We start from the raw sequence: 22329 nt of genomic DNA, 5'->3' as shown, positions 1-22329 counted from the left end.
CATCATGTTTCGCCTCGCGCTCACCACCTTGCGGCATCGGACGGCCGCCTTCCTGGCGATCTTCGTCGCGCTGCTCCTCGGCAGTGCCCTGCTCGCCGCCGCCGGCGGTCTGCTGGAGACCGGCCTCCGCCTGAACGCCCCGCCCCAACGACTCGCCGCCGTCCCTCTCCTCGTCAGCGGCGACCCTGCCTACCACCCGCCGAACGGCTCAGGCTCAGCCGCCTTCCCCGAACGCCACCGAGTCGACGCAGACCTGGTGAACAAGCTAGCCAGTACGCCGGGAGTCGCGAACGCAATCGCGGATCGCACCTTCCCAGCCGTGGTAACCCAGACCGGCGGCCCCGCGACCGGCTCCGGCCGCACAGCGGGCGCCCCGACCGGAACGGGCGCCACCGCGGGAGCGGCTGCTGGCGAGGTACTGATCGGGCACGGCTGGGCGTCCGCCCAGCTCACCCCCTACCGCCTCACCATCGGCCGCGCGCCGAAGGCTGGACAGGTGGTGCTGGACCAGCGGCTGGCTGGATCCGCCAAGCCCGGTGACCAGATCAGCGTGACGGTCCGCGGCACCCCGCAGCAGTACACGGTGGCGGGAATCGCGGTGGCGGAGCGAGCGGTCGACGTACCGGCGGTGTTCTTTGCGGACTCGGAGGCTGAGCGGTTGGTGCCTGCGCCGGACGCGATCGGCGTGTTCCCGGCGGACGGGACCTCAACCCGGGAGCTGGCGAAGACGCTCGCGCTGCCTGCGGGGGTCAAGGCTTACGCCGGTGACGATCGGGGTGTTGCGGAGTACCGCGGGATCGCGACGAGCCTGCCGTTGATCATCATGTCCGGCGTCTTCGGTGGGATGGTGGCTGTGGTGATGGCACTGGTGGTGTCGGCGACGATCGGGTTGTCGGTACGCCAGCGACGGCGTGAGCTGGCGCTGTTGCGGGCCAGTGGTGCGACGCCGCGGCAGGTGGCGAAGATGGTGATCGCCGAGACTCTCACAGTCGGGATTCTGGGGCTGGTACTCGGGCTGCTGTGCGGGCCGTTCGCCGGGGACTGGATCTTCGGGTTGCTGACCGGCGGCGGGATCGTGCCGGCACAACTGCGGTTCGACCAGGGCATCCTGCCGTTCGTGGGAGCCGCGCTGCTGACCTTCGTCGTCCTGCGAGTGACCGTCGGAATCGCAGCTGGCAGGGCCGCGCAGATCCGTCCGATCCAGGCGCTCGCGGAGGCCGCCGTACCGGCTGTCGCACTGAGCCGGGTGCGGATCCTGATCGGCCTGATCTTCGCCGGGGTAACCGTGTCGATCGCGGTCTCGACCCTCTTCATGAGCCCCACGAACGCGGCGGCAATCGGCGGCCCGGCCGGCCTGACCGGTTCCATCGCGGTGGCGATCCTGGCTCCGATGGTGATCCAGCGAGCGCTGGTACCGCGGCTGACCACGATGCTCGAGAAGCGCGGCACCAGCGGCGTACTCGCGGTGATCAACCTGCGGGTCCGCGCCGTGCAGTTCGCCGCGATCCTGATCCCGATCACCATCGCCACAACCATTGCCCTCGGCAACATCTACGCCCAGACCACCCAGCAGAAGGCAGCCGTCGAAGCCGCCACCGACAGCCTGGCCGCGGACGTCGTCATCACCAGCTCCACCGGCGGCATCCCCACCTCGCTGACCGAGCACGCCCGCACGTTGCCCGGCGTCACCGCGGTCTCCGAACTCGTTCGTAGCAAGGGCTGGATCGAATCGCCGTACGACGACTCGCACACGAGTGACGCCTGGCCGCTGCTCGGTCTGAGCGGGCCGGTCTACGAAGGCAAGGTCACCAAGGGGTCGCTCGACGAGCTGCGCGGTTCGACGATCGCGCTGCCGCCCGGTACGGCGAAGAAACTCAAGGTGGACGTGGGTTCGGAGCTCGGCGTCCGGCTGGGCGACAACGCACTGGTCACCGTTAAGGTGGTCGCGCTGGCCGAGGGACCGTCGGGCTACGAACCGCTGCTGCTCCCCGCCGAACTGCTGGCCGCGCACACCACGACCGGGCTGCCGAGCATGCTGCTGCTCAAGACCTCCGACGAGAAGGCCGCACTCAAAGCGGACCTCCCCGGCGCGACGGCCGGTGGCCGGGAACTGCTGGGCGAGGGGTACGACGCCGGGCTCGGAGTCGACGCGTATATCGCCTATCTGCTGGCGGGGATCGCAGTCGCCTACACAGCGATCGCCTCGGTGAACACGATCGCGGCCGCGGTGCTGGATCGGCGCCGGGAGTTCGGATTGCAGCGGCTGACCGGGTCAACCCGGCGGCAGGTATCGCGGATGCTGATGCTGGAAGGCCTGGTGATCGCGGGCCTCGGGCTGGTGCTCGGACTGATCGCGGCCGCGTTCACCGTGCTCCCGATCGCGGTCGCGAGCCGCGGCTGGCCGATCCCCTCCGGTCCCCCGTGGATCCTGCTCGCCTGGGTCGCCGTCGTACTGCTCCTGGTCCTCCCGACCACCGCCATCACCGGCCGAATCGCCATGCGCCCCAAGCCCATGGACGCCCTCGCCTCACCCGTCGGCTGACTCGATCCAGCCGTAGCCGCCGTCTTCCAGGCGAACCACCTGGAGGCCGGCGGCCAGTCGGCGTACGTCGTCTTCCTCGATCACGCCGGCCGCCGGGCCCGCGATGTCGAGGACGATCGCGGCGGCGCCTTCCTGGATGGCCGCGGTTGCGACCAGCTGGGTCTGGGCGGGCATCGGGCGCGCCTCGGGGCTCCAGCGGGCGAGGCTCTCGGTGCCGGTGAACGCCAGCAGCGCGTTCCGGCCGTCCTGGCCCTGCAGCAGCGCGACCGCCATGTCCGACGTCTTGTCGTGCGCCAGGCCCTTCTCGTCGTACTCGACCTCGCCGAGCATCGCGACCACCGGCACCAGCAGGCGCGCCCGGGTCAGCGCCGCCAGCATCGCCCCGTGGTCCCCGGCCGCCAGCGCCGCCGCCAGCCCGGCGTCCGCCGTACCGTCGTCGTTGTCGAAGCCTGTGAATGCCAAACGCCGTTCTGCTGGTTGCACCCGCCTATTGTCCCCGGAGCGCGGTTTCAGGGTGGCGTCAGGGCTGTTCCCCCCTTGGATCGCGGGCTGACTGTGCGAGCCTGGGTATGTGCCTGACTTCAACGATTTGACGCTGCTGCCGTTCTGCGTGGGCCTCACGCTCCTCGGCCTGATCGGCTCGTGGGCCGCCTGGCGGCGGCGCGGAGCCGCGGCCGGGGTGCGCGGAGTGGCCTGGTCACTGCTGCCGGTATCGCTGTTCCTGACCGGGCTGCTCGAGCTGGTCTGGGACGTGGTGCGGTCGGCGGTCAGTTGGGTCACCCACCTGGCCTTCGACCCGTCCGTCTGGGCCGGATTCGCGCTGGCCGGCGTTTCGGTCGTGCTGTACGTCGTCTCCGGCGTGGCGCGGTCGCGGACGCCGAAGGAGAAGAAGCAGAAACAACCGAAGCCCGCCGGTGAACTGACCACCACCGGCCCGGCGCCCGCGTCGGCTGCCCCAGCCAAAGCTGCCAAGCCCGGTGCCAAGTCCGGGACCAAGGGTGGGCAGCAAGATTCGTCGGACTTCGACGAGATCGAGGACATCCTGAAGCGCCATGGAATCAACTGAGACCCCCCTGACCCTGGACTCCCTGCTCGACCACGTCCAGGCCGCGCCCCCGCGGCTCGGCCGGACCCGGCTGATCTCCATCGACGGCCCGGCCGGCTCCGGCAAGTCCACCCTCGCCGGCCGCTTCGAAGCCCGGGCCAAGGCCCGTGACCTGAACACCTTCGTCATCCACATGGACGACCTGTACGACGGCTGGGCCGGTGCCGAGCGTGGATTCGCCCTGCTGCGCGACCACGTCCTGCAGCGACTGTCCGACGGCCGCGAAGGCCGCTACCGCCGCTACGACTGGAACACCGGCACCTACGCCGAGCTGCACGTCGTGCCGGTCACTGTCGACGTCCTCATCGTCGAAGGCGTCACCTCGTGCGACCGCGACGCCGACAAGTGGCAGTCGCTTCGGCTGTGGATCGAGACCACCAACGAGGTTCGCCTCGACCGCGGTATCGAGCGCGACGGCGAGGCCCTCCGCGACCACTGGCTCGAGTGGATGCGCTGGGAACGCGACCACTTCGCCACCCAGTCCACCCGTGACCGAGCCCAGGTAGTCGTCGACGGCAACCCCGAAGTACCGCACGACCCGAGCGCCGAGCTGGTCGCGAAATCAGTAGCCCTACCTCACGACTCAGCCGCGTCCTGAAGCCCGTCCCACGACCACCGCGGGATGCTCATCCCGAGCGGCACTTCATTCTTCGAGCCGTGGTACTGGGCCATCGACACCGAGGTCGCCCAGGCGAAGTAGTCGTGCAGAACGGTCTTCAGTTCACCAGTCAGGCCAACGTCGTCCAGCGCATCGTCGAAACACGCGATCGCACGCCGATCCATCTCGAGGTGCTCACCGTTCCCGCTGTGCATGACGACTACGGATGTTTGGTCCCCGTAGACATACGTGTACGCCGTCGGCCCGCCGAGCGCCTCAGCCCAGTACGCCGCCAGCCGCTTGGTGTGGTCCGGGTGGAACCCGTGACTGAACGCGTGGCTCACCACTTCATCGGCCAGCACCCGCTCATGCCACGCATGCGCGAGTCGAACCATTCCGTCCATTCCACCGGCCGCGTCGTACAGGCTCTCCATGGTTGTCAGGCTGGCACTCGGCCCGGCGCCTGACAAGGCGGGCCTACTTGATGATCTGACCAGCGCGCGCCTCGCGGCCGGTCGCGACCAGCAGCAGATCCTGCACTGGGCCGCGTAGTTCGGTGGAGCCTGCGCCGGCCGACCAGTCAGCGTCGGTTGCGGTCAGGCGGCTGTCGCGGAAGCGCTTGCGGGCACCGTAGAACGGGCTCTTCAGGACGTGGTCGAGCGCGGCCTGGGCGAGGTCGAGGGGCATCTCGCGTTCGCGGCCGAGCGGGATGGCGATGTCCTGACCGTGGACGAGCGCGTCGGTGAGGGTGTCGATCGGCTTCGAGCCCGGTGAGCGCTTGGTCGAGGCCGCGGTCTCGCGGAACTGTGCGATCAGCTCGGCCGGAGTGAACCGGGCGGCCCGCTCGACGGCCGCGTCGGCCTCCATCCGCTCCCAGTTGCCACGAGCACGGATCGCTCCGCGCAGTACGTCGGACAGCGTGGTGCGGGTGGAGAGCGTGAGGTGCGCGACGACGTCGTGGACGGTCCACGCGGGGCAGAGGGAGGTGACGCGCCAGTCGGCGTCGGTCAGGGTGTCGAGGAAGTCGGCGAGGTCGAGGCGTTCGGCCTCGATCCGGGAGTAGTCCATCAGATGTCCTTAAGAGCTGTCAGGCGAGCGCGGATATGCACGCGCTCGGGGTCGGAACCGGCGAGCGTCAACGCCTGCTCATAGGCGGCGATGGCTTCGGTACGGCGTTCCAGGCGGTCCAGGAGGTCCGCCCGGGCGAGGGCATATGGGTGGTAGTCGCGCAGCCGAGGCTCCCCGGACAGGGAATCGAGCAGAGTCAGAGCGGCCTCGGGGCCGTCGCGGAAGGCGATCGCGGCGGCCCGGTTGAGGGCGATCACCGGGGAGCCGTCCAGCGCGGACAGGACGTCGTACAGGGCCACGATCTGTGGCCAGTCGGTGCTCGCGAAGGTGGGGGCTTCGTCGTGGACGGCGGCGATTGCGGCCTGTACGGCGTAGGGTCCGGCCGGCCCGCCGGTGAGCGCGCTGACGACCAGCGCGCGGCCTTCGGTGATCTGGTCGTGGTCCCAGCGGCTGCGGTCCTGGTCCTCCAACAGGACAACCTGCCCGTCGGGGCCGGTCCGGGCGTCGCGGCGAGCGTGTACGAGCAGCATCAGCGCGAGTAAGCCGGCGACTTCACGCTCGGCCGGGAGGAGCCCGTGCAGGATGCGGGCTAGCCGGATCGCTTCCTCGGCGAGGTCGAGGCGCTGCAGGTACGGTCCGGAGCTGGCCGCATATCCCTCGGTGAAGACGGAGTAGATGACCTGCAGTACGCCGGGCAGCCGCTCCGGCAGCTCGTCTTTCGAAGGGACTCGGAACGGGATCCGGGCGTCGCGGATCTTCGCCTTGGCCCGGACGATCCGCTTCGCCATCGTCGCGGCCGGAACGAGGAACGCTCGCGCGACTTCCGGCGTACTGAGTCCTGCCAGACAGCGGAGTGTCAGCGCGCCGCGGTCCTCGGGGGCCAGCGCCGGGTGCGCGCAGGTGAAGAACAGCTCCAGGCGGTCGTCCGGGAACTCGCCGCCGGGCCGGGTCGGTTCGGCCCGGTCCGCGTCGACCTGCAGGATCGCGAGTTTCGCGGCGTACACCTGGTCCCGGCGCAGGCGGTCGACCGCCTTGCGCCGGGCTGTCGTCATCAGCCAGCCGCCCGGGTTCGGCGGTACGCCGTCGACCGGCCAGCGGACCAGTGCCGTCTCGATCGCCTCGGCCGCGACCTCCTCGGCCAGATCGAGGTCGCCGAACCGCCGGGCCAGCGCGGCCAGCAACCGGCCGCGCTCCTCCCGGAAGACTGCCTCGACCTGATCCATCGTCATGCGCCCGGGAACTCCGCGACCGGGCGGACCACGACCGAACCGCCGGCCCGCGAGCCCGGGCACTTGGCGGCCCAGTCGAGCGCGACATCCAGGTCCGGCACGTCGATCACGTAGAACCCGCCGAGTACCTCACGGGTCTCGGCGAACGGACCGTCCGTCACGGTCCGCTGACCGTCGTTGGCCACCTGCACCCGGGTCTGGGTGACCAGGTCCGCCAGCGACTCGGACGCCACGACCACCCCGGCCTCGGTGATCTCCTTGTCGAACCGCATCCAGTCCTCCGGCTCGCACCCGACCGCTCCACCGGTCAGGTCGAGCTCGCCGGCGTTGATCAGCAGCAAATACTTCACGGTCTTACCTCCTGTTGGCGTGTCTACAGCATCACTACGAACGGGTCAGCCCCGGATGGACAGGCCGTCGGTAAGAACACGTAGAGGTGGCCGAAATCCGTCTGCCGCGGGCGCGGCCCCGCCTGGATCGTGGACCACTACGTGTCGTTACCGACGGGATTTGTGAGGATGGGGGCCATGAGCGTGCTGCCTTCGGGTGACCAGTGGACGATTGCCGGCGGCGGGTACGCCGGGACCGTGGTGAGTGTGGGTGGTGGGCTGCGCGGGCTCACGTTCGAGGGGCGTGAGGTGCTGCTCGGATTCGCGGAGGACGAGCCGGCGCATGCGGGGATCGGGCAGCACCTGTTCCCGTGGCCGAACCGGATCACCGACGGGAAGTATTCGTTCGGCGGGGTCGACCGGCAGCTGTATCTGACCGAGCCGGCCCGGCGGAACGCGATCCACGGGCTGACCCGGTGGGCGAACTGGATCCGCCTCGACGACGGCAGCGACCCGGCGTACGTGGAGGCCGGTCATCGGTTGCACGGGCAGCCTGGATATCCGCATCAGCTCGACCTCCGGCTGCAGTACCGCCTGGACGACGGGCTGACCGTGACCGCGACGGCCACGAACATCGGTGCCACGGCAGCGCCGTACGGGTATGGAGCGCACCCGTACCTGAGTGTCGGCCGGCCGATCGACGAGTGTGTGCTGGAGTTCAGCGCCTCGGAGTGGTTGGAGGTTTCGCCGGACCGGCTGTCACCGATCGGGCTCGCACCGGTGGCCGGGTCGCCGTTCGATTTCAGCACGGGCCGCGTGCTCGGGGAGCTCGACATCGACAACGCCTTCACCGGACTGGGCAGCGCGTGGTCGGTGACGCTGTCGGATCCGGATTCCGGTGCGCGGGCGACCCTCAGCGGGGACACACCGTGGATGCAGCTCTACACCGGGAGCGCAATCGGCCGTACGGCGTTGGCCGTCGAACCGATGACGTGCCCGCCGGACGCGTTCGTGACCGGGCAGGACCTCGTGGTCCTGGAGCCCGGTCAGTCACACGAAACTAGCTTCCGGGTGTCTGCTTAGGACCTGCACCGTGTGCGCGGGCAACGGCCGCCAGCTCCTTGGCGGCCTTGCTCGCCCGGCCACCCTCGGAGGCCTGAATCGCCAGTACGCCAATCCGGTTGCCCTCGGCATCGAACAACTGCAGCCAGGCGTCACCCGCGCGGAACCGCAGCGCACTGACGTCCGACCAGGGCAGGGTGTACGTCTTGAACACGTTGCGGATGTGCAGCCGGTCCGCGTACGCCGTGATCCGGACCGTGGCCATCCGGTAGAGGAGCCACAGGATGGCGCCGAAGAAGGCCAGCAGCGTCAACCGCTGGAACCAGCTGAACGTGTCCCTGGTGCCCTGGTCGAACTGGGTCCAGATCACCCCGAAGAGCGCGATCAGCGAGAACCCCATCACCGAGGCCATGATCGCGACGCTTCGCGGATGGAACGTCAGCAACCGGTCGGTGGCGGTCATCTCAGATGCGGCACGCGTGAATGTCTGTGGTGAGGATGGCACGGGCTCCCACCTCCCACAGTTGGTCCATGATCCGCTGCGCCTCGGCCCGCTGCACCATCACCCGGACGGCGACCCAGCCCGCGCGGTGCAGCGGCGAGACCGTCGGCGACTCCAGTCCGGCCGCGACCTCGGTCGCCGCGTCGATCTGGTCGGCCGGGATGTCGTAGTCCATCATCACGTAGTTGCGCGCGATCAGGACGCCTTCGATCCGGCGGACGAGCTGCTGCAGACCGACCGGCGGGGTCTCCACGCCGTGCCGCCTCAGCAGGACCGCCTCGGACTGCAGGATCGGTTCGCCGAAGATCTCCAGTCCGGCCTGGCGGAGCGTCGTACCGGTCTCGACGACATCGGCGATCACATCGGCCACCCCGAGCGCGACGGCCGACTCGACCGCACCGTCCAGGCGGACGACGGAGGCGTCGACCCCGTTCTCGGCCAGGTGATCGGACAGGACTCCGGCGTACGAGGTGGCGATCCGCTTGCCGGCCAGGTCCTTCACCGAGGTCGCGACCCCGGGCGGCCCCGCGAACCGGAAGGTGGAGCTGCCGAAGCCGAGCTCCATGATCACGTCGGCGTCGGCGTGCGAGTCGAGCACCAGGTCACGGCCGGAGATGCCGACGTCCAGGGTGCCTTCGCCGACGTACACGGCGATGTCGCGCGGGCGGAGGTAGTAGAACTCGACCTCGTTGGCGACATCGGTCAGGGAGAGGTCTTTGGTGGTCCGGCGCTGTTTGTAGCCGGCCTCGGTGAGGATCTCGATCGCGGACTCGCTCAAGGAGCCCTTGTTCGGTACTGCGACGCGCAGCATGGCACTGCCCAATCTGTCGAAACTGAACCGGTGGGTCTGTCGGGTGCTGCTCCTACAGATGTCGGTAGACGTCTTCGAGCTTCAGATCGAGCGCGATCATCATGACCTGCGCGTGGTACAGCAGCTGGGACAGCTCTTCGGCGGCCCGGTCCTTGCCCTCGTGCTCGGCGGCCATCCAGGATTCGGCGGCCTCCTCGACCAGCTTCTTGCCGATCGTGTGCACGCCGGCATCGAGCTCCGCCACCGTGCCGGAGCCCTCCGGACGCGTGCGTGCCTTGTCGCCCAGCTCGGCGAACAGCTCCTCAAAGGTCTTCATCGCCCGCCCAGCCTAGATGCTCGCTCTGGGCGCCCGCCGCTCAGGTCCGCCTGGCGGGACTCACCGCAGCTCCGGCGAGGACGCCTAGGGCCGAGAGTGCGGCGATCGTCCGGACCAGATGAGCCAGCTGCCAGCGGTCGCGAATCTCGGCCCAGTCCGCGGGCGGGTTCTGCACCACCCAGTCGGCCTGGTCGGCGTTGATCGGCAGGTTGACCGCGATGGAGGTGCCGAGAACCACGAGCAACAGGACCAAGCCAACGAGCGGCAGGCGGCGTGCGCCACGGGCTCGGATGACCAGGATCGCGGTTGTGACCAGTGCTGGGATCAGGGTCGCGACGGCAAGCTTGTCGAGGGCATCCAGCTCGACATGCCGGACTTGGGTGTAGACGTCGGCGCCGTACGCGCGGAGCGAGTTCTCCAGCACCAGGACGCCAAGCAGGAAGCCGGCGAACGCGCCGGAGAACAGCAGGCTGGCTGCACGAATCAACTTGTCCATCAGTACGCCACCCCAACAGCCTGATCGATCATCTTCGGGTCACTGACCGCCGCGAGCATCAGGTGCGCCACGTCGGCCCGGGCGATCGTGTAGCCGGCAGGCACGGTGCCGCCGACACTCGTGCGGTACTTGCCGCTGAGAGCCTTGTTGGTCAGCTTGGGCGGCCGGACGATCGTCCAGTCGGTGTCGCTGCTCGTGATGTCGGCTTCCATCAGCCGGAGGTCGGCGTACACGTCGGCCGCGATCGACCTGATCATCGGCAGCAGCAGGCGGCGGTTCAGGAAGCTCTCGTCCGGCGGTGTCGGTCCGATCGGGGCAGCGCTCACCGCGACGAATCGGCGTACCCCGGTCTTCGTCAGCGCGGCCAGGATCGACCGCGTGCTCCCGGACGCCACCGGCCCCGACTTGGCGGTGCGCGGTCCCACTCCGGAAATGACGGCGTCCCGGCCGTCCACCGCGTCGATCAGCGGTTCCGCCTCGGTCAGCCCGGGGACGCGAACCACCTCGACCCCCTTCACGTCGTACGACGACGAGGCGCGCACGACTGCAGTCACCTCATGCCCCGCCTGTAGCGCCTGCTGGACGACGTGGCCGCCAATCCCGCCGGTCGCTCCGAACACTGTGATCCTCATCCGTACCCCTCCTGGGGTTATGGTTTCCAGGTCATCTGTAACTCATATAGTACGGGACTCATAATTTATGGAACAGACACAACCGGGTGATGCGCGTCACCGCCGGCGGACCGGCAACGACATCAAGGCCGGGATACGCGACCTGCGGATCCAGCTCGCCCTGCTCAACCACCAGGTCGGCAGCCGGCTGGCACTCAAGGACGTCGACCTCGACTGCCTGGATGTGCTGACGCGCAGCAGTGGCCCACTCACCCCCAGCGCCCTGGCCCGGCGAGCGGGTCTGCACCCGGCCACGCTGACCGGGATTCTGGATCGGCTCGAGCGGGCCGGGTGGATCGTCCGGGACCGCGCCGCGACCGACCGGCGCAGCGTCACGATCCGGCTGCTCCCCGATCGTGGGGTGGAGGTCTTCCGGCTGTACCAGCCGATGCTCGGCGCGATGGACGAGGTGCTGGCCGACTACACCGAGGAGGAGCTCGAGCTGATCGCCGGGTTCGTCCAGCGGACCGTCGAGGCGGGGCGGACCGCCGTCAGCTCCTTCGATCAGGAGTCGTAGAGGTCGAGCAGGGTCCTGCCGAGGGCTGCTAGTTCGGTGCGGAGCTCTGGGGGTTCGAGCACCTCGAGCGAGTTGCCGAAGCGCGCGAGCGAGGCGGCGGCATTGCCGATGGACTCGATCGGCAGGGTTGCGATCACACTCCCGTCCGGCTCCGGAGTGGTCTGCGCGACTGCGGTGACCAGCTGCGGGAACGAGACGTCGTACATGCGGGCGGCCAGACTGGCAGAGACCCGTACGACGGCCTGTCCGGTGAACCGGGACTGGTCGAAGTACTGCAGGTGGTCCTGCCAGAACTGCGGGAGGTCGAAGCCACCGGTCCGGGTGAACTGCTCGTCGGTCGGGGTGAGTTCGAGGATGTTGGAGACGCGGTACGTCCGCATCCCGGTCTCGGTGGCAGCGACGACGTACCAGCTGCCGCTCTTCAGGACCAACCCATGCGGTTCCAGCACGCGGTCGACCTCGCGGGGCGCGGACCAGCGGCGGTAGCGGACCTTGATCCGGCGGTCGTGCAGTACGGCGTCGGCCACGGCGGACAGGTGTGGTGAGCTCTCGGCGTCGGCGTACCAGGCGGGCATGTCGAGGTGGAAGCGGTTCTTGAGCCGCCCGGCCCGGTCGCGCTGGTCCGGTGCCAGTGCGGCGAGCAGCTTCAGCTCGGCCGCGTTCGTCTGGGCAGTCAGCCCCAGTGCGGCAGCCGGACCCGGCATACCGACCAGGAAGAGCGCAGCGGCCTCCTGCTCGGTCAGACCGGTCAGCCGGGTGCGGTAGCCCTCGACCAGGCGATAACCGCCGGCCCGGCCCTGGTCGGCGTACACGGGAACTCCAGCCGCTGCGAGCGCCTCCACGTCGCGGTAGATGGTCCGCAGCGACACTTCCAGCTCGTCGGCCAGCTCGCGCGCGGTCAGCTGCCTGCGGGTCTGCAGGAGCAGCAGGATCGACAACAGCCGGCTCGAACGCATGAATCGAGAGTAGCTGGAAAGACTGCCACACCTTGGCAGGTTTTGCGGCCAGGCTGATCCTCATGACGACATGGACCAAGGCGACCGGCGACTTCGACTTCCTGAACGGCGACTTCGATGTCCGGCACCGGCAACTGGTGGCCGGTGAATGGATCGAGTACGACGGCACCACCACCGCGAAGACCTACTTCGACGGCGCGATCAGCCTCGACGAGATGCGCTTCCCGACCAAAGGCATCTACGGGCTCTCCGTCCGCCTCTTCGACCCCACGACCTCGGAGTGGTCGATCTGGTGGGTGAGCAGCTCGACGATGGAGCTCGGCCCGCCGGTCCGCGGCCGCTGGTCCCCCGACGGCTCCAGCTGCCGCATGGTCGGCGAAGAGATCGTCGACGGCCGCACGGTGCTCTGCAGCTACGAATGGTCCGGCATCACCGTCCAGACCGCCCACTGGGAGCAGGCCTTCTCCGAAGACGGTGGCGAGACCTGGGAGGTCAACTGGACGATGGACTTCACCCGCCGGACCACGCCGGCCCCGCCGCTCGACGTACCCAAAGTGACCTGTGACTTCGACTTCCTGGTCGGGCGCTGGCACATGGCCAACCGCCGTCGGCGGCCTGCGCTCGGCGAGCCGCACGAGTGGTACGAGATCGAGTCGGAGATGCAGGTGACGACGTACTTCGACGGGGCGATCAGCTTCGACGAGGGCTGGTTCCCGACCGAGGGCTTCCGCGGGGCGACGCTGCGGTTGTTCAACCCGGTCGCGAAGACCTGGTCGATCCACTGGATCAACAGCCTCCGCGGCCAGTTGGAGACCCCGGTGATCGGGTCCTTCGGCGACGACGGCCTCGGCATCTTCGAGGGCCCCGATGTCTGGGAGGGCCGGCCGATCGACATCCGCTTCACCTGGACGCCCGGTACCGACAAGTCTGCCTGGCAGCAGGACTTCTCCGAAGACGGCGGTACGACGTGGGTCACCAACTGGTTCATGGAGCACACCAGGATCAGCGAGTAATCAGGGCGCCGCCGTTCACGTGCAGGACCTGGCCGGTGAGGTGCCGAGCGGCGGGCGACGCGAGGAAGTGGATGGTGGCCGCGATGTCGCCGACCTCTCCTTCGCGCTTGGTGAACGTTGCCTCTAGCAACGTCTGCCGTCGCTCGGCGGTCAGCCTGCCCTGGAAGAACTCGGTCTCTGCGGTGAACCCCGGCGCAACCACGTTCGAGGTGATGCCGCGCGGGCCGAGCTCGGCCGCGACATCGGCGTTCCACATCGCGAGCGCCGCCTTGGAAGCGCCGTACGATCCGGAACCGCGCGCACCGGCGATCGACCCCAGGTGTACGACGGCGGTCGTGAGCCGCGGCGCGAGTGCTGCCGTCGTCAGTACGGCGCTGATCAGGTTGGCCTCGAGGTTGGCCAGCCAGTTCTCCTTCAGCTGCTGGAGGCTGTCGCCCGACCGACCGAAGTCAGTGTTCCCACCGGCATTGTTGACCAGTACGTCGACCTGCCCGGGCAACGCGGCCAGCAACTGCTCGACCTGTTCCGGGTCGGTCGCGTCGCACACCACCGGCCGGGCACCGATCTCCGCAGCTGCCTTGGCCAGCGTCTCGGCCCGGCGACCGGTGATCACCACGTCGTCGCCGTCCGCCCGGAACAGCTCTGCCGTCGCCCGGCCGATTCCGGTCGCTCCCCCGGTCACCACGATCGTCCGCATCACGTCATCCTCACGTTTAGACCTAAATGTTTAGATCTAAACGTAGCATGGCCGGGTGACCGACAACTACCCGCTCGACGCCCCCAGCGCCTACCCCGCCGCGGAGATCGCCCGCGCCTGGGAACGCGAGCGGCCCGGCACCCCCACCGACTCGATCGAGATCGTCACACCGCTCTGGCGCCTGGCCAAGCTCTTCGCCGACGACCGCCGCCGCGTCCTCGCCGACCTCGGCATCGATCCGGCCACCCTCGACCTGCTCAGCGTCCTCCGCCGGGCCGGTGCGCCGTACCAGCTCACCACCCGCGAACTGGCCCGCCGTACCCTCGTCACCGCCGGTGCCATCTCCCAGCGCGTCTCCCGAGCCGAAGACACCGGCCTGGTCACCCGCCACCCGGACCCCGACGGCACCCGCGCCGTCGTCGTCACCCTCACCCCAGCCGGCCACGCCCTCATCGAACGCAGCGTCGACCAGGTACTCACCCGCGAAGCCGAACTGGTCGCCTCCCTAACCCCCTCCAGCCGCGCCGAGCTGGCAACCGCCCTCCAGCAACTCCTGGACAACGTCACCCGCGGCGTACAGAAGGACTGTTAGTACGTCACCTGCCACGCGAACCAGCAGCCGGTTGTCAGGCGTGCAAGTGCGCGGCGACCGGCCCTAGTAACAGTCCTTCTGTACAGGTCACAGCCCTCGCACGGCCATCAGAGTCGACAACGCAGCCTGGGTCGCTTCGTAACCCTTGTCCTCCCGGCTGTCCGGCAGGCCTGCGCGGTCCAGGGCCTGGGGATCGTTGTCGCAAGTGAGGACACCGAAGCCGATCGGTGTACCGGTGGTGACAGCGACCTGCATCAGACCGTCGGTGGTCGCCTGGCAGACGTATTCGAAGTGCGGCGTGTCACCGCGGATGACCACGCCCAGCGCGATCACTGCGGAGTAGCCGGCCTTGGATGCGTGCAGGGACGCAACCGGGAGCTCAAAGGAGCCCGGAACCCTGATCACCGTGTAGTTCGTAACGCCGGAATCGGCCAGGGCTCGTTCAGCGCCGGCGACCAGGGCGTCGGTGACCTTCGGGTGCCACTGGGCGGCGACGATGGCGACGCGGGCTCCTTCGGCGCGGGGTACCTCGATCGTTGGTGCTCCACTACCCGACATCAGCCGGCTCCTTGTTCATCAGTAGAAGGACTACCAGGTAGGTGGTGGCCCATGCGGTCGCGTTTGGTGCGCAGGTAGCGCAGGTTGTGTTCGGTCGGGTCGATGGAGATGCTGCGCCGCTCGACCACGTCGATCCCGTACCCCTGGACGCCCGACACCTTGTCCGGGTTGTTCGTCAGCAGCCGCACCTCGCTCACGCCCAGGTCCGCCAGGATCTGCGCGCCGGCGGCGTAATCGCGAGCGTCGGCAGGCAGTCCGAGGTCGAGGTTCGCCTCGACCGTGTCCCGACCTGCGTCCTGCAGTTCGTAGGCCTGCAGCTTGTGCAGCAGTCCGATCCCCCGGCCCTCGTGACCGCGGAGGTAGACCACCACACCACCTTCGGCCGCGACCTGCCGCATCGCTTCGTCGAGCTGCGGACCACAGTCACACCGCAGCGACCCGAAGACGTCCCCGGTCAAGCACTCCGAGTGCAACCGAGCCAGCACCGGCCCGTCCTTCAGATCGCCCCGAACCAGCGCCAGCTGCTCCGAACCGTCCACCGTGTTTCGGTAGCCGTGGGCAACAAAATCGCCGTACCGGGTGGGGAGGGTCGTGGTCGCGACCCGCTCGACCTGGACCTCGGTACGACGCCGGTACTGGATCAGGTCCTCGATCGACACCAGCACCAGCCCGTGCTCGTCGGCGAACGTCCGCAGATCCTGACCGCGCTTCATGGTGCCGTCGTCGTTCACCAGCTCGGAGATCACCGCCGTCGTGTTCAGCCCGGCAAGACGGGCCAGATCGACGGAAGCCTCGGTGTGACCAGGACGAGCCAGTACGCCGCCCTCCCGCGCTCGCAGCGGGAAAATGTGCCCGGGCTGCACCAAGTCGTAGGACTCAGAGGCCGAATCGGACAGCACCCGAATCGTCCGCGCCCGGTCCGCCGCCGAGATCCCGGTCGTGATGCCGTCCCGCGCATCGACCGAGATCGTGTACGCCGTCCGCATCCGCTCACGGTTGTGCGGGGTCATCAAAGGGATGCCGAGCCGGTCCAGCTCCGCACCTTCCATCGGCACGCAGACGACACCCGAGCTGTACCGGATCAGGAACGCCAGCAGCTCCGGGGTCGCCTTGGAGGCGGCGAAGATCAGGTCGCCCTCGTTCTCCCGGTCCTCGTCGTCGACCACGACGACCGGCCGCCCGGCCCGGATCTCGTCGATCGCATGCTCGATCGTGTCGAGCTTCAGCACGTCGCCCATTTAACCCACCACCACAGCTTCCGGCGGAGTGACCCGCTCACGATTCTGAATCTTCCACCACGACGCGAAGCCCACGACGCAGAACAGTCCGTAGATCACGTACATCGCGGCCGACGGATAGAACTCCGCCTGGATCAGCAGCGGTACGCCGACCAGGTCGACCGCGATCCAGATCAGCCAGAACTCGACGTACCCACGCGCCATCCCGTACGTCGCCAGGATCGAGCCGGTGAGGATCCACGCATCCCACTGCGGACCCCAGGAACCCAGTGCCCGCAGTACGAAGAAGCCGATCGCGTAGAGCGCCACGCCGATCCCGAGCAGCTCGAGCCGCTCCCGCCCGGTCGCCCAGCGCGGTCGCACTGCAACGGCCGCACCGTGGTGGCGGGTCTGGTACCACTGGTACCACCCGTAGACGCTCAGGACGAAGAAGAACACCTGCCGTCCGGCCTGGCCCCACAGGTCCTTGTCCTCCGGCGTACCGAAGATGCCGCCGACGAACACGGTGAACAGCAGCACGTTACCGATGATGCCCACCGGCCAGGCCGAGACCAGCCGGCGCATCCCGAGCAGGGCACTCGCCAGACCGAAGACGTTGCCGACGATCTCGCGCACCCGCAACTCCGAGCCGCCGATCGTCACATGCGCGTGCAGCAACCACTCAATCGCGTTCACTTGGTGCCGCCGGCAACCAGTAGGCGCTCGACGTACTTGGCGATGACGTCGACCTCGAGGTTGACCGTGTCGCCGACCTTGTTGCCGCCGAGCACGGTCAGCTCGAGCGTGGTCGGGATCAGGCTGATCCCGAAAGTGCCGGTCTCGTCGTCGACATCGGTGACGGTCAGCGAGACCCCGTCGACAGCGATCGAGCCTTTCTCCGCGATGTACTTGAGGATCTCCGGACCGGCCGCGATCCGGACGTCCTCCCAGTGCTCGGACGGGGTCCGGCTCGCGATCGTGCCGACGCCGTCCACGTGGCCCTGCACGATATGACCGCCGAGCCTGGCGTGTGCGGTGACCGCGCGCTCCAGGTTGACCTTCGAGCCCTTCTCGATCCCACCCAGGCTGGTACGGCGCAATGTCTCGCGCATCACGTCGGCGGTGAACAGGCCGTCGCCATACTCGACGACTGTCAGGCAGCAGCCGTTGACCGCGATCGAGTCGCCGTGGCCGGCGTCCTCGGTCACCTTGGGCCCACGGATGGTGAGCCGGGCCGCGTCGCCGTCGAGCAGGTCGAGCGCCTCGACGGTGCCGAGTTCCTCGATGATTCCGGTGAACATCTACTTCCCTCCCAGGGGAGACAGGGTCAGCCGGACGTCGTCGCCGAGGCGGGTGACGTCCAAGAGGTTGAAGCGCCGCAGGTGGTCGATCGATTCCGCGCCGAGGTCACCGATCGCGGCGAACCCGGAGCCGAGGACGGCCGGAGCGACGTACGCGACGATCTGATCGACCAGACCGGCGCGCAGGAATGCGGCGGCCAGCGTCGGGCCGCCTTCGAGCCAGAGGTGCCGGATCTGGCGATCGTCCAGCTGCCGCAGCACCTCGGCAGGGTCGTGGGTGGGCAGCAGCAGCGTCTCTGCCCGGTCGTTGCGGACCTTCGCCGTCGCCGGGATCTCCCGATCGCCGACCACCACACGCAGCGGCTGCCGCGGCGCCGGTACGTCGTCGGAGTCGCGAACTGTGAGTTCAGGATCGTCGGAGAGCACGGTCTGCGTCCCGACCGCGATCGCGTCGCACTCGGCCCGATGACGGTGTACGTCGGCCCGCGCGGCCGGCCCGGTGATCCACTTGCTGGTGCGATCCGGAGCAGCCGAGCGACCGTCCAGCGTGGTCGCGAACTTCCAGGTCACGAAGGGGCGACCGGTCCGTACGCTGTGCAGCCAGATGTGATTGCCGGCCTCAGCCTCGGCTTGCAGGAGGCCCTGCTCGACCTGGATGTTCTTGCTGCGCAGCTTGTCACCACCGCCGGACGCCTGCCGGTTCGGATCCGGGACGGCGTACACCACGCGGGCCACACCGGCCTCGATCAACGCATCGGCACACGGTCCGGTCCGGCCGGTGTGATTACACGGCTCGAGCGTCACGTACGCCGTACCGCCGCGTGCTCGTGGTCCCGCCATCCGCAGCGCCTCGACCTCGGCATGCGGGCCACCGGCAACGGCGTGGAAACCCTCGCCGGCCGGATTGCCGTCGGCGGCCGTGATCACGCAGCCGACCACCGGGTTCGGGTGGGTGCTGCCGATGCCGCGGGCGGCCAGCTCGATCGCGCGCCGCATCCAGGCGACGTCGATCGGCCCTGAATTCGGCGCTGCGTGAGGCCCTGCGTTCGTCACTTACGGTCCCTCGTCGTCACGGACGCACACCGGGGCCGAAGAAACAAACACCTGCGACCGACGCAGCTCTCCGGGCGACCGCTCAGCTGTGCGCAGGCCTTGGCCTGGGCACGACATCCGCGAACGTCGGAGCTCTCCCGCCGATCGCGTGCTGCCTCCCATCCGGACTTTCACCGTCGGTCCCGGAATTCCACCAGGTCAACCGGCCGCCGAACTGCAGCAGCCGGGTCGCGGACTATCACCGCCGGCTCGGAATTTCACCGACCCCGGAGCACGCGAGTGGGTTCACTCGCGACTCCAGTATGCACGGCGCAGCAATCTGAGCCACGACCTAGGTCACATGCTGATCCATGCCGGCTATCCGTCAGTCGGACATCCCCAGCGCCGCGGCCAGGCCGGAATTGATCGCCCGCATCGCGGCCGGCGACAGCCCGCCGACAACACCGAGGACCTCGTCCGCATAAAGCTCCACGATGTCGTCACAGACTGCGCGTCCGACGAACGCCTCCGGGTGAACCAACTCGACGATGCTGGGGATCAGCGGTTTGGCGGTCGTCGTCAGACGTGCTGCCAGGACCTGCTGGAGATGCTGATTGCGGCGGTTGTTCGACACGACGACGAACAACTTCGGCTCATCGAGACCCAGATCGGCCCGGACCACCTGCCCCCGCACCAAGGGCCAGCTCACTCGTCGGCCCAGGAGGGGCGGCGACGCCGAGCCACCGCCTGCCGGTCCTCATGGACGACCTCGTGGGCGATCCGTGCATACCCGTCTGCCTCCACCAGATCCGCGACGGCCTTCAGGCCGGCCTCCAGAACAGTTTGCAACAGGACCGCCTCACTGGTCGTCTCGCTGATGTGCACGTGCGTCAACTCGGCCAATGCAGCTCGGTGAGCCTCGGAGCCGCGCAGCACGGCGAGATCGCGCAGGTCGCGCTCGGACAATGGCAGCGACTTTCGCGTCGCCGGGGATCGGTCGACAGTTTCCATGCCTCACATCATGCATCACGCCTTGCTGCATTTCAAGTTGCAGTAGATGCCTCAGGGCGCTTCATTTACCACAGAATCAGTGGACATTGCGGCGCCGTCTCAGTGGGTGTCGAAGGGGAATGACCACCGCCGAGGTGGTGTTGGCTTCTCACCGGCGGGGTGGTTCGCCCTGCGTACCACTTGACTGTTGTAAGGAGACACCCGTGCGCGCCTTCAGCGCTCCTTTCCGTCGTCTGACCGCTGCCGGAGCCGTGCTGACGCTGGCCTTGTCGATGGTTGCCTGCGGCAGCGGTGACGACCAGGCCGCGAGCGGGCCGGACCTCGGTCTGCTCAAGGCCGGCACGCTGCGGATCGGCACGCTCACCGACGCGCCGCCGAACGTGTACGTCAAGGACGGCAAGTTCACCGGGTTCGACAACGACCTGATCACCGCGGTCGCGGCCAAGCTGAACCTGAAGCCCGAGTTCGTCGGGACCGACTTCTCCGCGCTGCTGTCCCAGGTGAACGGCGGCCAGTTCGACCTCGGCAGCTCGTCGATCACCATCACCGAGGCCCGCAAGAAGACGGTTGCCTTCAGCAATGGCTACGACTTCGGCTACCTCGGTCTGAACACCACCAAGACCTCGGGCATCACGAAGTTCGACCAGCTCGGCGGCAAGCGCGTGGTGGTGGTCCAGGGCACCGTCCAGGACGACTACGCGACAAGTAAGAACCTCGACCCGGTTCGCGTGCCGAACTACAACGCCGCCGTCGGCCAGCTCAAGGCCGGTACGGCGGATGCGTGGATCTCGCCGGCCGAGATCGGCGAGAAGATGGCCAAGGAGCAGGGCGGCGGCGTGGTCATCCTGGCGGCCAAGGAGCTGAGCTCCGCACCGACGGCGTACGCGGTGGCCAAGAGCAACGACAAGCTGCGCGAGGCCGTGAACAAGGCACTCGACGAGGTCATCGCCGACGGCACCTGGACGAAGCTGGTCGAGCAGTACTACCCGGGCCGCGCCGTACCGGAGTCGTTCAAGCCGGGTAGTGGCACTGTTAAGTTCACGGCGCCCAAAGCCTGATAGGACGAGGCGGGCCGAGGGGAACAGGTATGGACGTCTGGTCCACGCTGAACGACACCTTCCTCGACTGGGAGTCGATGAAGGCAGTCCTGCCCGAGATGCTCAAGGTGGGACTGGTCAACACGCTGATCCTGGCGGCCGCCTCGGTCGTGCTGGGCACTGTGCTCGGCATGATCGTGGCGGTCTTCGCCCTGTCGAAGAAGCGCTGGTTGCGGTGGCCAGCCAAGATCTACACCGACATCTTCCGCGGACTGCCGGCGATCCTGACCATCCTGCTGATCGGGCAGGGCCTGTCCCCGATCACCCGGCACTGGTGGGGCCCGAACCCTTATCCATTGGGGATTCTGGCGCTGTCGCTGATCGCGTCGGCGTACATCGGGGAGATCTTCCGCTCCGGGATCCAGAGCGTCGAGAAGGGGCAGCTGGAGGCCGCGCGGGCACTCGGCTTCAGCTACACCAACGGCATGCGGCTGGTCGTGATCCCGCAAGGTATCCGCCGGGTGCTGCCCGCATTGGTGAACCAGTTCATCGCGCTGGTGAAGGAGTCGAGCCTGGTCTACTTCCTGGGCCTGCTCGCGAGTCAGCGTGAGCTGTTCCGGATCGGGCAGGACTCCGCCGCGACGGACGGCAACCTGTCGCCGCTGCTGCTGGCCGGCATCTTCTACCTGGTGATCACGATCCCGCTCACGCACCTCGTGAACTACATCGACAAGCGGCTGCGCGAGGGCCGGCCCACCGACACCGCCGTACTGGAGGAGCCCGCGTATGCCGACCACCGTTGAGCTCGCCGCGAGCCTCGAAGTTCGCGGCGTCGAGCTCGCCTTCGGTACGAACAAGGTCCTGCGCGGCGTCGACCTCGCCGTACCGGCTGGCCGTACGGCGTGCGTGATCGGGCCGTCCGGCTCGGGGAAATCGACCCTGCTGCGGACGATCAACCGCCTGATCGAGCCGGAGGCCGGCGACGTGCTGCTCGGCGGAACATCGGTCCTGAGCGGGAACCCTGATGTGCTGCGACGCCGGATCGGCATGGTCTTCCAGCACTTCAACCTGTTCCCGCACAAGACCGTCGTCGAGAACATCACCCTCCCGCTCCGCAAGCTGAAGAAGCTCGACACCGCGCAAGCACGATCCGCGGCCCTCGAGCAACTGGAGCTCGTAGGCCTGTCGGAGAAGGCCGACGCCCGGCCGGGCAACCTCTCCGGCGGTCAGCAGCAACGGGTCGCGATCGCCCGAGCACTCGCAATGAAGCCCGAGGTCATGCTCTTCGACGAGGCCACCTCGGCCCTCGACCCCGAGCTCGTCAAGGGCGTCCTCAGCCTGATGGCCGACCTCGCCCAGTCCGGCATGACAATGGTCGTAGTCACCCACGAAATGGGCTTCGCCCGCGAAGTCGCCGACCAGGTCGCCTTCATGGACCACGGCATCGTCGTCGAATCCGGCGCCCCCGACCAAATCTTCACCGCCGCCAAGTCCCCCCGCCTCCAGCAGTTCCTCTCGCAGGTGCTCTGAGGCGGACCGCCAACACTGATCAACTTTTCGCGACTCGGGTGCTTCACGCACGGCAGCGGTGCTCGAGGGGTGCCTGGGGCAGGTTGGTCAGTGGGGGCGGTCCGGGGTGACGGGTGTCCGCTATGCGGGGTTTATTGAC

The 22329-nt window shown here is 68.3% G+C and carries 29 protein-coding genes and 1 riboswitch; of the genes, 10 read left to right on the top strand and 19 right to left on the bottom strand.

All coding sequences use genetic code 11. The annotated features are described in order from the left end of the window. Nucleotides 1-4: 4 nt before the first annotated feature. A complete protein-coding gene (locus tag E1261_RS16975; RefSeq protein WP_132407765.1) occupies nt 5-2542 on the top strand; it encodes an ABC transporter permease in 2538 nt (845 codons plus the stop codon). Here the strand turns inward: E1261_RS16975 and E1261_RS16970 are convergent. Next, nucleotides 2528-3004, bottom strand: coding sequence for an SseB family protein (locus E1261_RS16970; RefSeq protein ID WP_238176261.1), 477 nt, complete (start codon nt 3002-3004; stop codon nt 2528-2530). The two genes, E1261_RS16975 and E1261_RS16970, sit on opposite strands and share 15 nt — an antisense overlap. 109 nt (nt 3005-3113) lie before the next feature. Between E1261_RS16970 and E1261_RS16965 the strand changes: the two genes are divergently transcribed. Both E1261_RS16965 and E1261_RS16960 read left to right on the top strand, forming a co-directional pair. Continuing rightward, complete coding sequence (locus tag E1261_RS16965; RefSeq protein WP_132407761.1) at nt 3114-3608, top strand: hypothetical protein; 495 nt, start codon at nt 3114-3116, stop codon at nt 3606-3608. Further along, entirely contained in the window at nt 3595-4245 is a 651-nt protein-coding gene (locus tag E1261_RS16960) for a uridine kinase family protein (protein ID WP_132407759.1), read from the top strand. The genes E1261_RS16965 and E1261_RS16960 overlap by 14 nt, the downstream gene beginning before the upstream one ends. Here E1261_RS16960 and E1261_RS16955 read toward each other — a convergent pair. From E1261_RS16955 to E1261_RS16940, 4 genes are read right to left on the bottom strand one after another with little or no spacing between them, the layout of a single operon-like run. Continuing rightward, the gene (locus E1261_RS16955; RefSeq protein ID WP_132407757.1) at nt 4224-4679 is read right to left on the bottom strand and encodes a group II truncated hemoglobin; all 456 of its coding nucleotides are present in this window, start codon (nt 4677-4679) and stop codon (nt 4224-4226) included. The two genes, E1261_RS16960 and E1261_RS16955, sit on opposite strands and share 22 nt — an antisense overlap. Before the next feature lie 43 nt (nt 4680-4722). Next, nucleotides 4723-5313, bottom strand: a complete 591-nt coding sequence (locus tag E1261_RS16950; protein WP_132407755.1) for a maleylpyruvate isomerase family mycothiol-dependent enzyme — start codon at nt 5311-5313, stop codon at nt 4723-4725. After that, nucleotides 5313-6542 (bottom strand): RNA polymerase sigma factor, encoded by a 1230-nt coding sequence (locus E1261_RS16945; RefSeq protein WP_132407753.1) that lies wholly within the window; start codon nt 6540-6542, stop codon nt 5313-5315. The genes E1261_RS16950 and E1261_RS16945 overlap by 1 nt, the downstream gene beginning before the upstream one ends. Beyond that, on the bottom strand, nt 6539-6892 hold the full coding sequence (locus tag E1261_RS16940; RefSeq protein WP_132407751.1) for a YciI family protein: 354 nt from the start codon (nt 6890-6892) through the stop codon (nt 6539-6541). The genes E1261_RS16945 and E1261_RS16940 overlap by 4 nt, the downstream gene beginning before the upstream one ends. A gap of 177 nt (nt 6893-7069) precedes the next feature. Between E1261_RS16940 and E1261_RS16935 the strand changes: the two genes are divergently transcribed. After that, entirely contained in the window at nt 7070-7954 is an 885-nt protein-coding gene (locus tag E1261_RS16935; protein WP_132407749.1) for an aldose 1-epimerase family protein, read from the top strand. Here the strand turns inward: E1261_RS16935 and E1261_RS16930 are convergent. The 5 genes from E1261_RS16930 to E1261_RS16910 are packed head-to-tail and all read right to left on the bottom strand — an operon-like array spanning nt 7932 to nt 10690. Next, nucleotides 7932-8396, bottom strand: a complete 465-nt coding sequence (locus E1261_RS16930; RefSeq protein WP_132407747.1) for a PH domain-containing protein — start codon at nt 8394-8396, stop codon at nt 7932-7934. The two genes, E1261_RS16935 and E1261_RS16930, sit on opposite strands and share 23 nt — an antisense overlap. 1 nt (nt 8397) lies before the next feature. Beyond that, a complete protein-coding gene (gene hisG, locus E1261_RS16925; RefSeq protein ID WP_132407746.1) occupies nt 8398-9246 on the bottom strand; it encodes an ATP phosphoribosyltransferase in 849 nt (282 codons plus the stop codon). Nucleotides 9247-9298: 52 nt separating this feature from the next. After that, a complete protein-coding gene (locus tag E1261_RS16920) occupies nt 9299-9562 on the bottom strand; it encodes a phosphoribosyl-ATP diphosphatase (RefSeq protein ID WP_132407744.1) in 264 nt (87 codons plus the stop codon). A 40-nt stretch (nt 9563-9602) separates the two neighbouring features. Then, a complete protein-coding gene (locus tag E1261_RS16915; protein WP_132407742.1) occupies nt 9603-10058 on the bottom strand; it encodes an anthrone oxygenase family protein in 456 nt (151 codons plus the stop codon). Continuing rightward, complete coding sequence (locus tag E1261_RS16910) at nt 10058-10690, bottom strand: NAD(P)-dependent oxidoreductase (protein ID WP_132407740.1); 633 nt, start codon at nt 10688-10690, stop codon at nt 10058-10060. Before E1261_RS16910 ends, E1261_RS16915 begins: the two co-directional genes overlap by 1 nt. 67 nt (nt 10691-10757) lie before the next feature. Here E1261_RS16910 and E1261_RS16905 point away from each other — a divergent pair, with 67 nt between their 5' ends. After that, on the top strand, nt 10758-11246 hold the full coding sequence (locus tag E1261_RS16905) for a MarR family transcriptional regulator (protein WP_132407738.1): 489 nt from the start codon (nt 10758-10760) through the stop codon (nt 11244-11246). Here the strand turns inward: E1261_RS16905 and E1261_RS16900 are convergent. Then, a complete protein-coding gene (locus E1261_RS16900) occupies nt 11234-12202 on the bottom strand; it encodes a helix-turn-helix transcriptional regulator (protein WP_132407736.1) in 969 nt (322 codons plus the stop codon). The genes E1261_RS16905 and E1261_RS16900 overlap by 13 nt on opposite strands. A 62-nt stretch (nt 12203-12264) precedes the next feature. Between E1261_RS16900 and E1261_RS45980 the strand changes: the two genes are divergently transcribed. Continuing rightward, on the top strand, nt 12265-13215 hold the full coding sequence (locus E1261_RS45980) for a hypothetical protein (RefSeq protein WP_202874772.1): 951 nt from the start codon (nt 12265-12267) through the stop codon (nt 13213-13215). On the opposite strand, the gene E1261_RS16890 is transcribed toward E1261_RS45980, so the two are convergent. Further along, the gene (locus E1261_RS16890) at nt 13205-13912 is read right to left on the bottom strand and encodes an SDR family NAD(P)-dependent oxidoreductase (protein WP_132407734.1); all 708 of its coding nucleotides are present in this window, start codon (nt 13910-13912) and stop codon (nt 13205-13207) included. The genes E1261_RS45980 and E1261_RS16890 overlap by 11 nt on opposite strands. A 55-nt stretch (nt 13913-13967) precedes the next feature. Between E1261_RS16890 and E1261_RS16885 the strand changes: the two genes are divergently transcribed. Continuing rightward, the gene (locus E1261_RS16885) at nt 13968-14504 is read left to right on the top strand and encodes a MarR family winged helix-turn-helix transcriptional regulator (protein WP_132407732.1); all 537 of its coding nucleotides are present in this window, start codon (nt 13968-13970) and stop codon (nt 14502-14504) included. Between the two features lie 87 nt (nt 14505-14591). Here the strand turns inward: E1261_RS16885 and ribH are convergent, their stop codons facing one another. From ribH to E1261_RS16850, 7 genes are all read right to left on the bottom strand, one after another. After that, nucleotides 14592-15062, bottom strand: a complete 471-nt coding sequence (gene ribH / locus E1261_RS16880; protein ID WP_132407730.1) for a 6,7-dimethyl-8-ribityllumazine synthase — start codon at nt 15060-15062, stop codon at nt 14592-14594. Further along, entirely contained in the window at nt 15062-16300 is a 1239-nt protein-coding gene (locus E1261_RS16875) for a bifunctional 3,4-dihydroxy-2-butanone-4-phosphate synthase/GTP cyclohydrolase II (RefSeq protein WP_132407728.1), read from the bottom strand. Before E1261_RS16875 ends, ribH begins: the two co-directional genes overlap by 1 nt. Then, nucleotides 16301-16975: a nicotinamide riboside transporter PnuC gene (gene pnuC, locus E1261_RS16870; RefSeq protein WP_132407726.1), complete on the bottom strand. Its 675-nt coding sequence runs from the start codon at nt 16973-16975 to the stop codon at nt 16301-16303. Beyond that, the gene (locus E1261_RS16865) at nt 16972-17580 is read right to left on the bottom strand and encodes a riboflavin synthase (RefSeq protein WP_132407724.1); all 609 of its coding nucleotides are present in this window, start codon (nt 17578-17580) and stop codon (nt 16972-16974) included. Before E1261_RS16865 ends, pnuC begins: the two co-directional genes overlap by 4 nt. Beyond that, entirely contained in the window at nt 17581-18576 is a 996-nt protein-coding gene (gene ribD / locus E1261_RS16860; RefSeq protein ID WP_132407789.1) for a bifunctional diaminohydroxyphosphoribosylaminopyrimidine deaminase/5-amino-6-(5-phosphoribosylamino)uracil reductase RibD, read from the bottom strand. It lies immediately after the preceding gene. A gap of 201 nt (nt 18577-18777) precedes the next feature. Continuing rightward, nucleotides 18778-18912: riboswitch (FMN riboswitch) on the bottom strand. 85 nt (nt 18913-18997) lie between these two features. Then, entirely contained in the window at nt 18998-19306 is a 309-nt protein-coding gene (locus tag E1261_RS16855; protein WP_202874769.1) for a type II toxin-antitoxin system PemK/MazF family toxin, read from the bottom strand. An 11-nt stretch (nt 19307-19317) separates the two neighbouring features. Beyond that, nucleotides 19318-19623 carry a hypothetical protein gene (locus E1261_RS16850; protein ID WP_132407720.1) on the bottom strand — a complete coding sequence of 102 codons (306 nt, stop codon included), beginning with the start codon at nt 19621-19623 and terminating at the stop codon, nt 19318-19320. 203 nt (nt 19624-19826) lie between these two features. Here E1261_RS16850 and E1261_RS16845 point away from each other — a divergent pair, with 203 nt between their 5' ends. Genes E1261_RS16845 through E1261_RS16835 form a run of 3 tightly spaced genes read left to right on the top strand, consistent with a single transcriptional unit; the run spans nt 19827 to nt 22190 of the window. Beyond that, the gene (locus tag E1261_RS16845; protein ID WP_202874766.1) at nt 19827-20681 is read left to right on the top strand and encodes an ABC transporter substrate-binding protein; all 855 of its coding nucleotides are present in this window, start codon (nt 19827-19829) and stop codon (nt 20679-20681) included. Between the two features lie 29 nt (nt 20682-20710). Then, nucleotides 20711-21463 (top strand): amino acid ABC transporter permease, encoded by a 753-nt coding sequence (locus E1261_RS16840; RefSeq protein WP_132407716.1) that lies wholly within the window; start codon nt 20711-20713, stop codon nt 21461-21463. Continuing rightward, entirely contained in the window at nt 21447-22190 is a 744-nt protein-coding gene (locus E1261_RS16835; RefSeq protein ID WP_132407714.1) for an amino acid ABC transporter ATP-binding protein, read from the top strand. The genes E1261_RS16840 and E1261_RS16835 overlap by 17 nt, the downstream gene beginning before the upstream one ends. Nucleotides 22191-22329 lie beyond the last annotated feature (139 nt).

The sequence above is a fragment of the Kribbella albertanoniae genome, from assembly GCF_004348455.1.
GTDB classification, from domain to species: domain Bacteria; phylum Actinomycetota; class Actinomycetes; order Propionibacteriales; family Kribbellaceae; genus Kribbella; species Kribbella albertanoniae.
Note: the sequence above shows the minus strand (reverse complement) of the source record. Positions and strands in the feature narration are given on the sequence as shown.

What these genes read in the sequence shown, in the direction of transcription:
- E1261_RS16975 (WP_132407765.1), top strand. Translation starts at nt 5, where the DNA reads ATGTTTCGCCTCGCGCTCACCACCTTGCGGCATCGGACGGCCGCCTTC.
- E1261_RS16960 (WP_132407759.1), top strand. Translation starts at nt 3,595, where the DNA reads ATGGAATCAACTGAGACCCCCCTGACCCTGGACTCCCTGCTCGACCAC.
- E1261_RS16955 (WP_132407757.1), bottom strand. Translation starts at nt 4,679, where the DNA reads ATGGAGAGCCTGTACGACGCGGCCGGTGGAATGGACGGAATGGTTCGA.
- E1261_RS16950 (WP_132407755.1), bottom strand. Translation starts at nt 5,313, where the DNA reads ATGGACTACTCCCGGATCGAGGCCGAACGCCTCGACCTCGCCGACTTC.
- E1261_RS16945 (WP_132407753.1), bottom strand. Translation starts at nt 6,542, where the DNA reads ATGACGATGGATCAGGTCGAGGCAGTCTTCCGGGAGGAGCGCGGCCGG.
- E1261_RS16935 (WP_132407749.1), top strand. Translation starts at nt 7,070, where the DNA reads ATGAGCGTGCTGCCTTCGGGTGACCAGTGGACGATTGCCGGCGGCGGG.
- E1261_RS16930 (WP_132407747.1), bottom strand. Translation starts at nt 8,396, where the DNA reads ATGACCGCCACCGACCGGTTGCTGACGTTCCATCCGCGAAGCGTCGCG.
- hisG (WP_132407746.1), bottom strand. Translation starts at nt 9,246, where the DNA reads ATGCTGCGCGTCGCAGTACCGAACAAGGGCTCCTTGAGCGAGTCCGCG.
- E1261_RS16920 (WP_132407744.1), bottom strand. Translation starts at nt 9,562, where the DNA reads ATGAAGACCTTTGAGGAGCTGTTCGCCGAGCTGGGCGACAAGGCACGC.
- E1261_RS16915 (WP_132407742.1), bottom strand. Translation starts at nt 10,058, where the DNA reads ATGGACAAGTTGATTCGTGCAGCCAGCCTGCTGTTCTCCGGCGCGTTC.
- E1261_RS16910 (WP_132407740.1), bottom strand. Translation starts at nt 10,690, where the DNA reads ATGAGGATCACAGTGTTCGGAGCGACCGGCGGGATTGGCGGCCACGTC.
- E1261_RS16905 (WP_132407738.1), top strand. Translation starts at nt 10,758, where the DNA reads ATGGAACAGACACAACCGGGTGATGCGCGTCACCGCCGGCGGACCGGC.
- E1261_RS16900 (WP_132407736.1), bottom strand. Translation starts at nt 12,202, where the DNA reads ATGCGTTCGAGCCGGCTGTTGTCGATCCTGCTGCTCCTGCAGACCCGC.
- E1261_RS45980 (WP_202874772.1), top strand. Translation starts at nt 12,265, where the DNA reads ATGACGACATGGACCAAGGCGACCGGCGACTTCGACTTCCTGAACGGC.
- E1261_RS16890 (WP_132407734.1), bottom strand. Translation starts at nt 13,912, where the DNA reads ATGCGGACGATCGTGGTGACCGGGGGAGCGACCGGAATCGGCCGGGCG.
- ribH (WP_132407730.1), bottom strand. Translation starts at nt 15,062, where the DNA reads ATGTCGGGTAGTGGAGCACCAACGATCGAGGTACCCCGCGCCGAAGGA.
- E1261_RS16875 (WP_132407728.1), bottom strand. Translation starts at nt 16,300, where the DNA reads ATGGGCGACGTGCTGAAGCTCGACACGATCGAGCATGCGATCGACGAG.
- E1261_RS16865 (WP_132407724.1), bottom strand. Translation starts at nt 17,580, where the DNA reads ATGTTCACCGGAATCATCGAGGAACTCGGCACCGTCGAGGCGCTCGAC.
- ribD (WP_132407789.1), bottom strand. Translation starts at nt 18,576, where the DNA reads ATGCGGCGCGCGATCGAGCTGGCCGCCCGCGGCATCGGCAGCACCCAC.
- E1261_RS16850 (WP_132407720.1), bottom strand. Translation starts at nt 19,623, where the DNA reads ATGGAAACTGTCGACCGATCCCCGGCGACGCGAAAGTCGCTGCCATTG.
- E1261_RS16840 (WP_132407716.1), top strand. Translation starts at nt 20,711, where the DNA reads ATGGACGTCTGGTCCACGCTGAACGACACCTTCCTCGACTGGGAGTCG.
- E1261_RS16835 (WP_132407714.1), top strand. Translation starts at nt 21,447, where the DNA reads ATGCCGACCACCGTTGAGCTCGCCGCGAGCCTCGAAGTTCGCGGCGTC.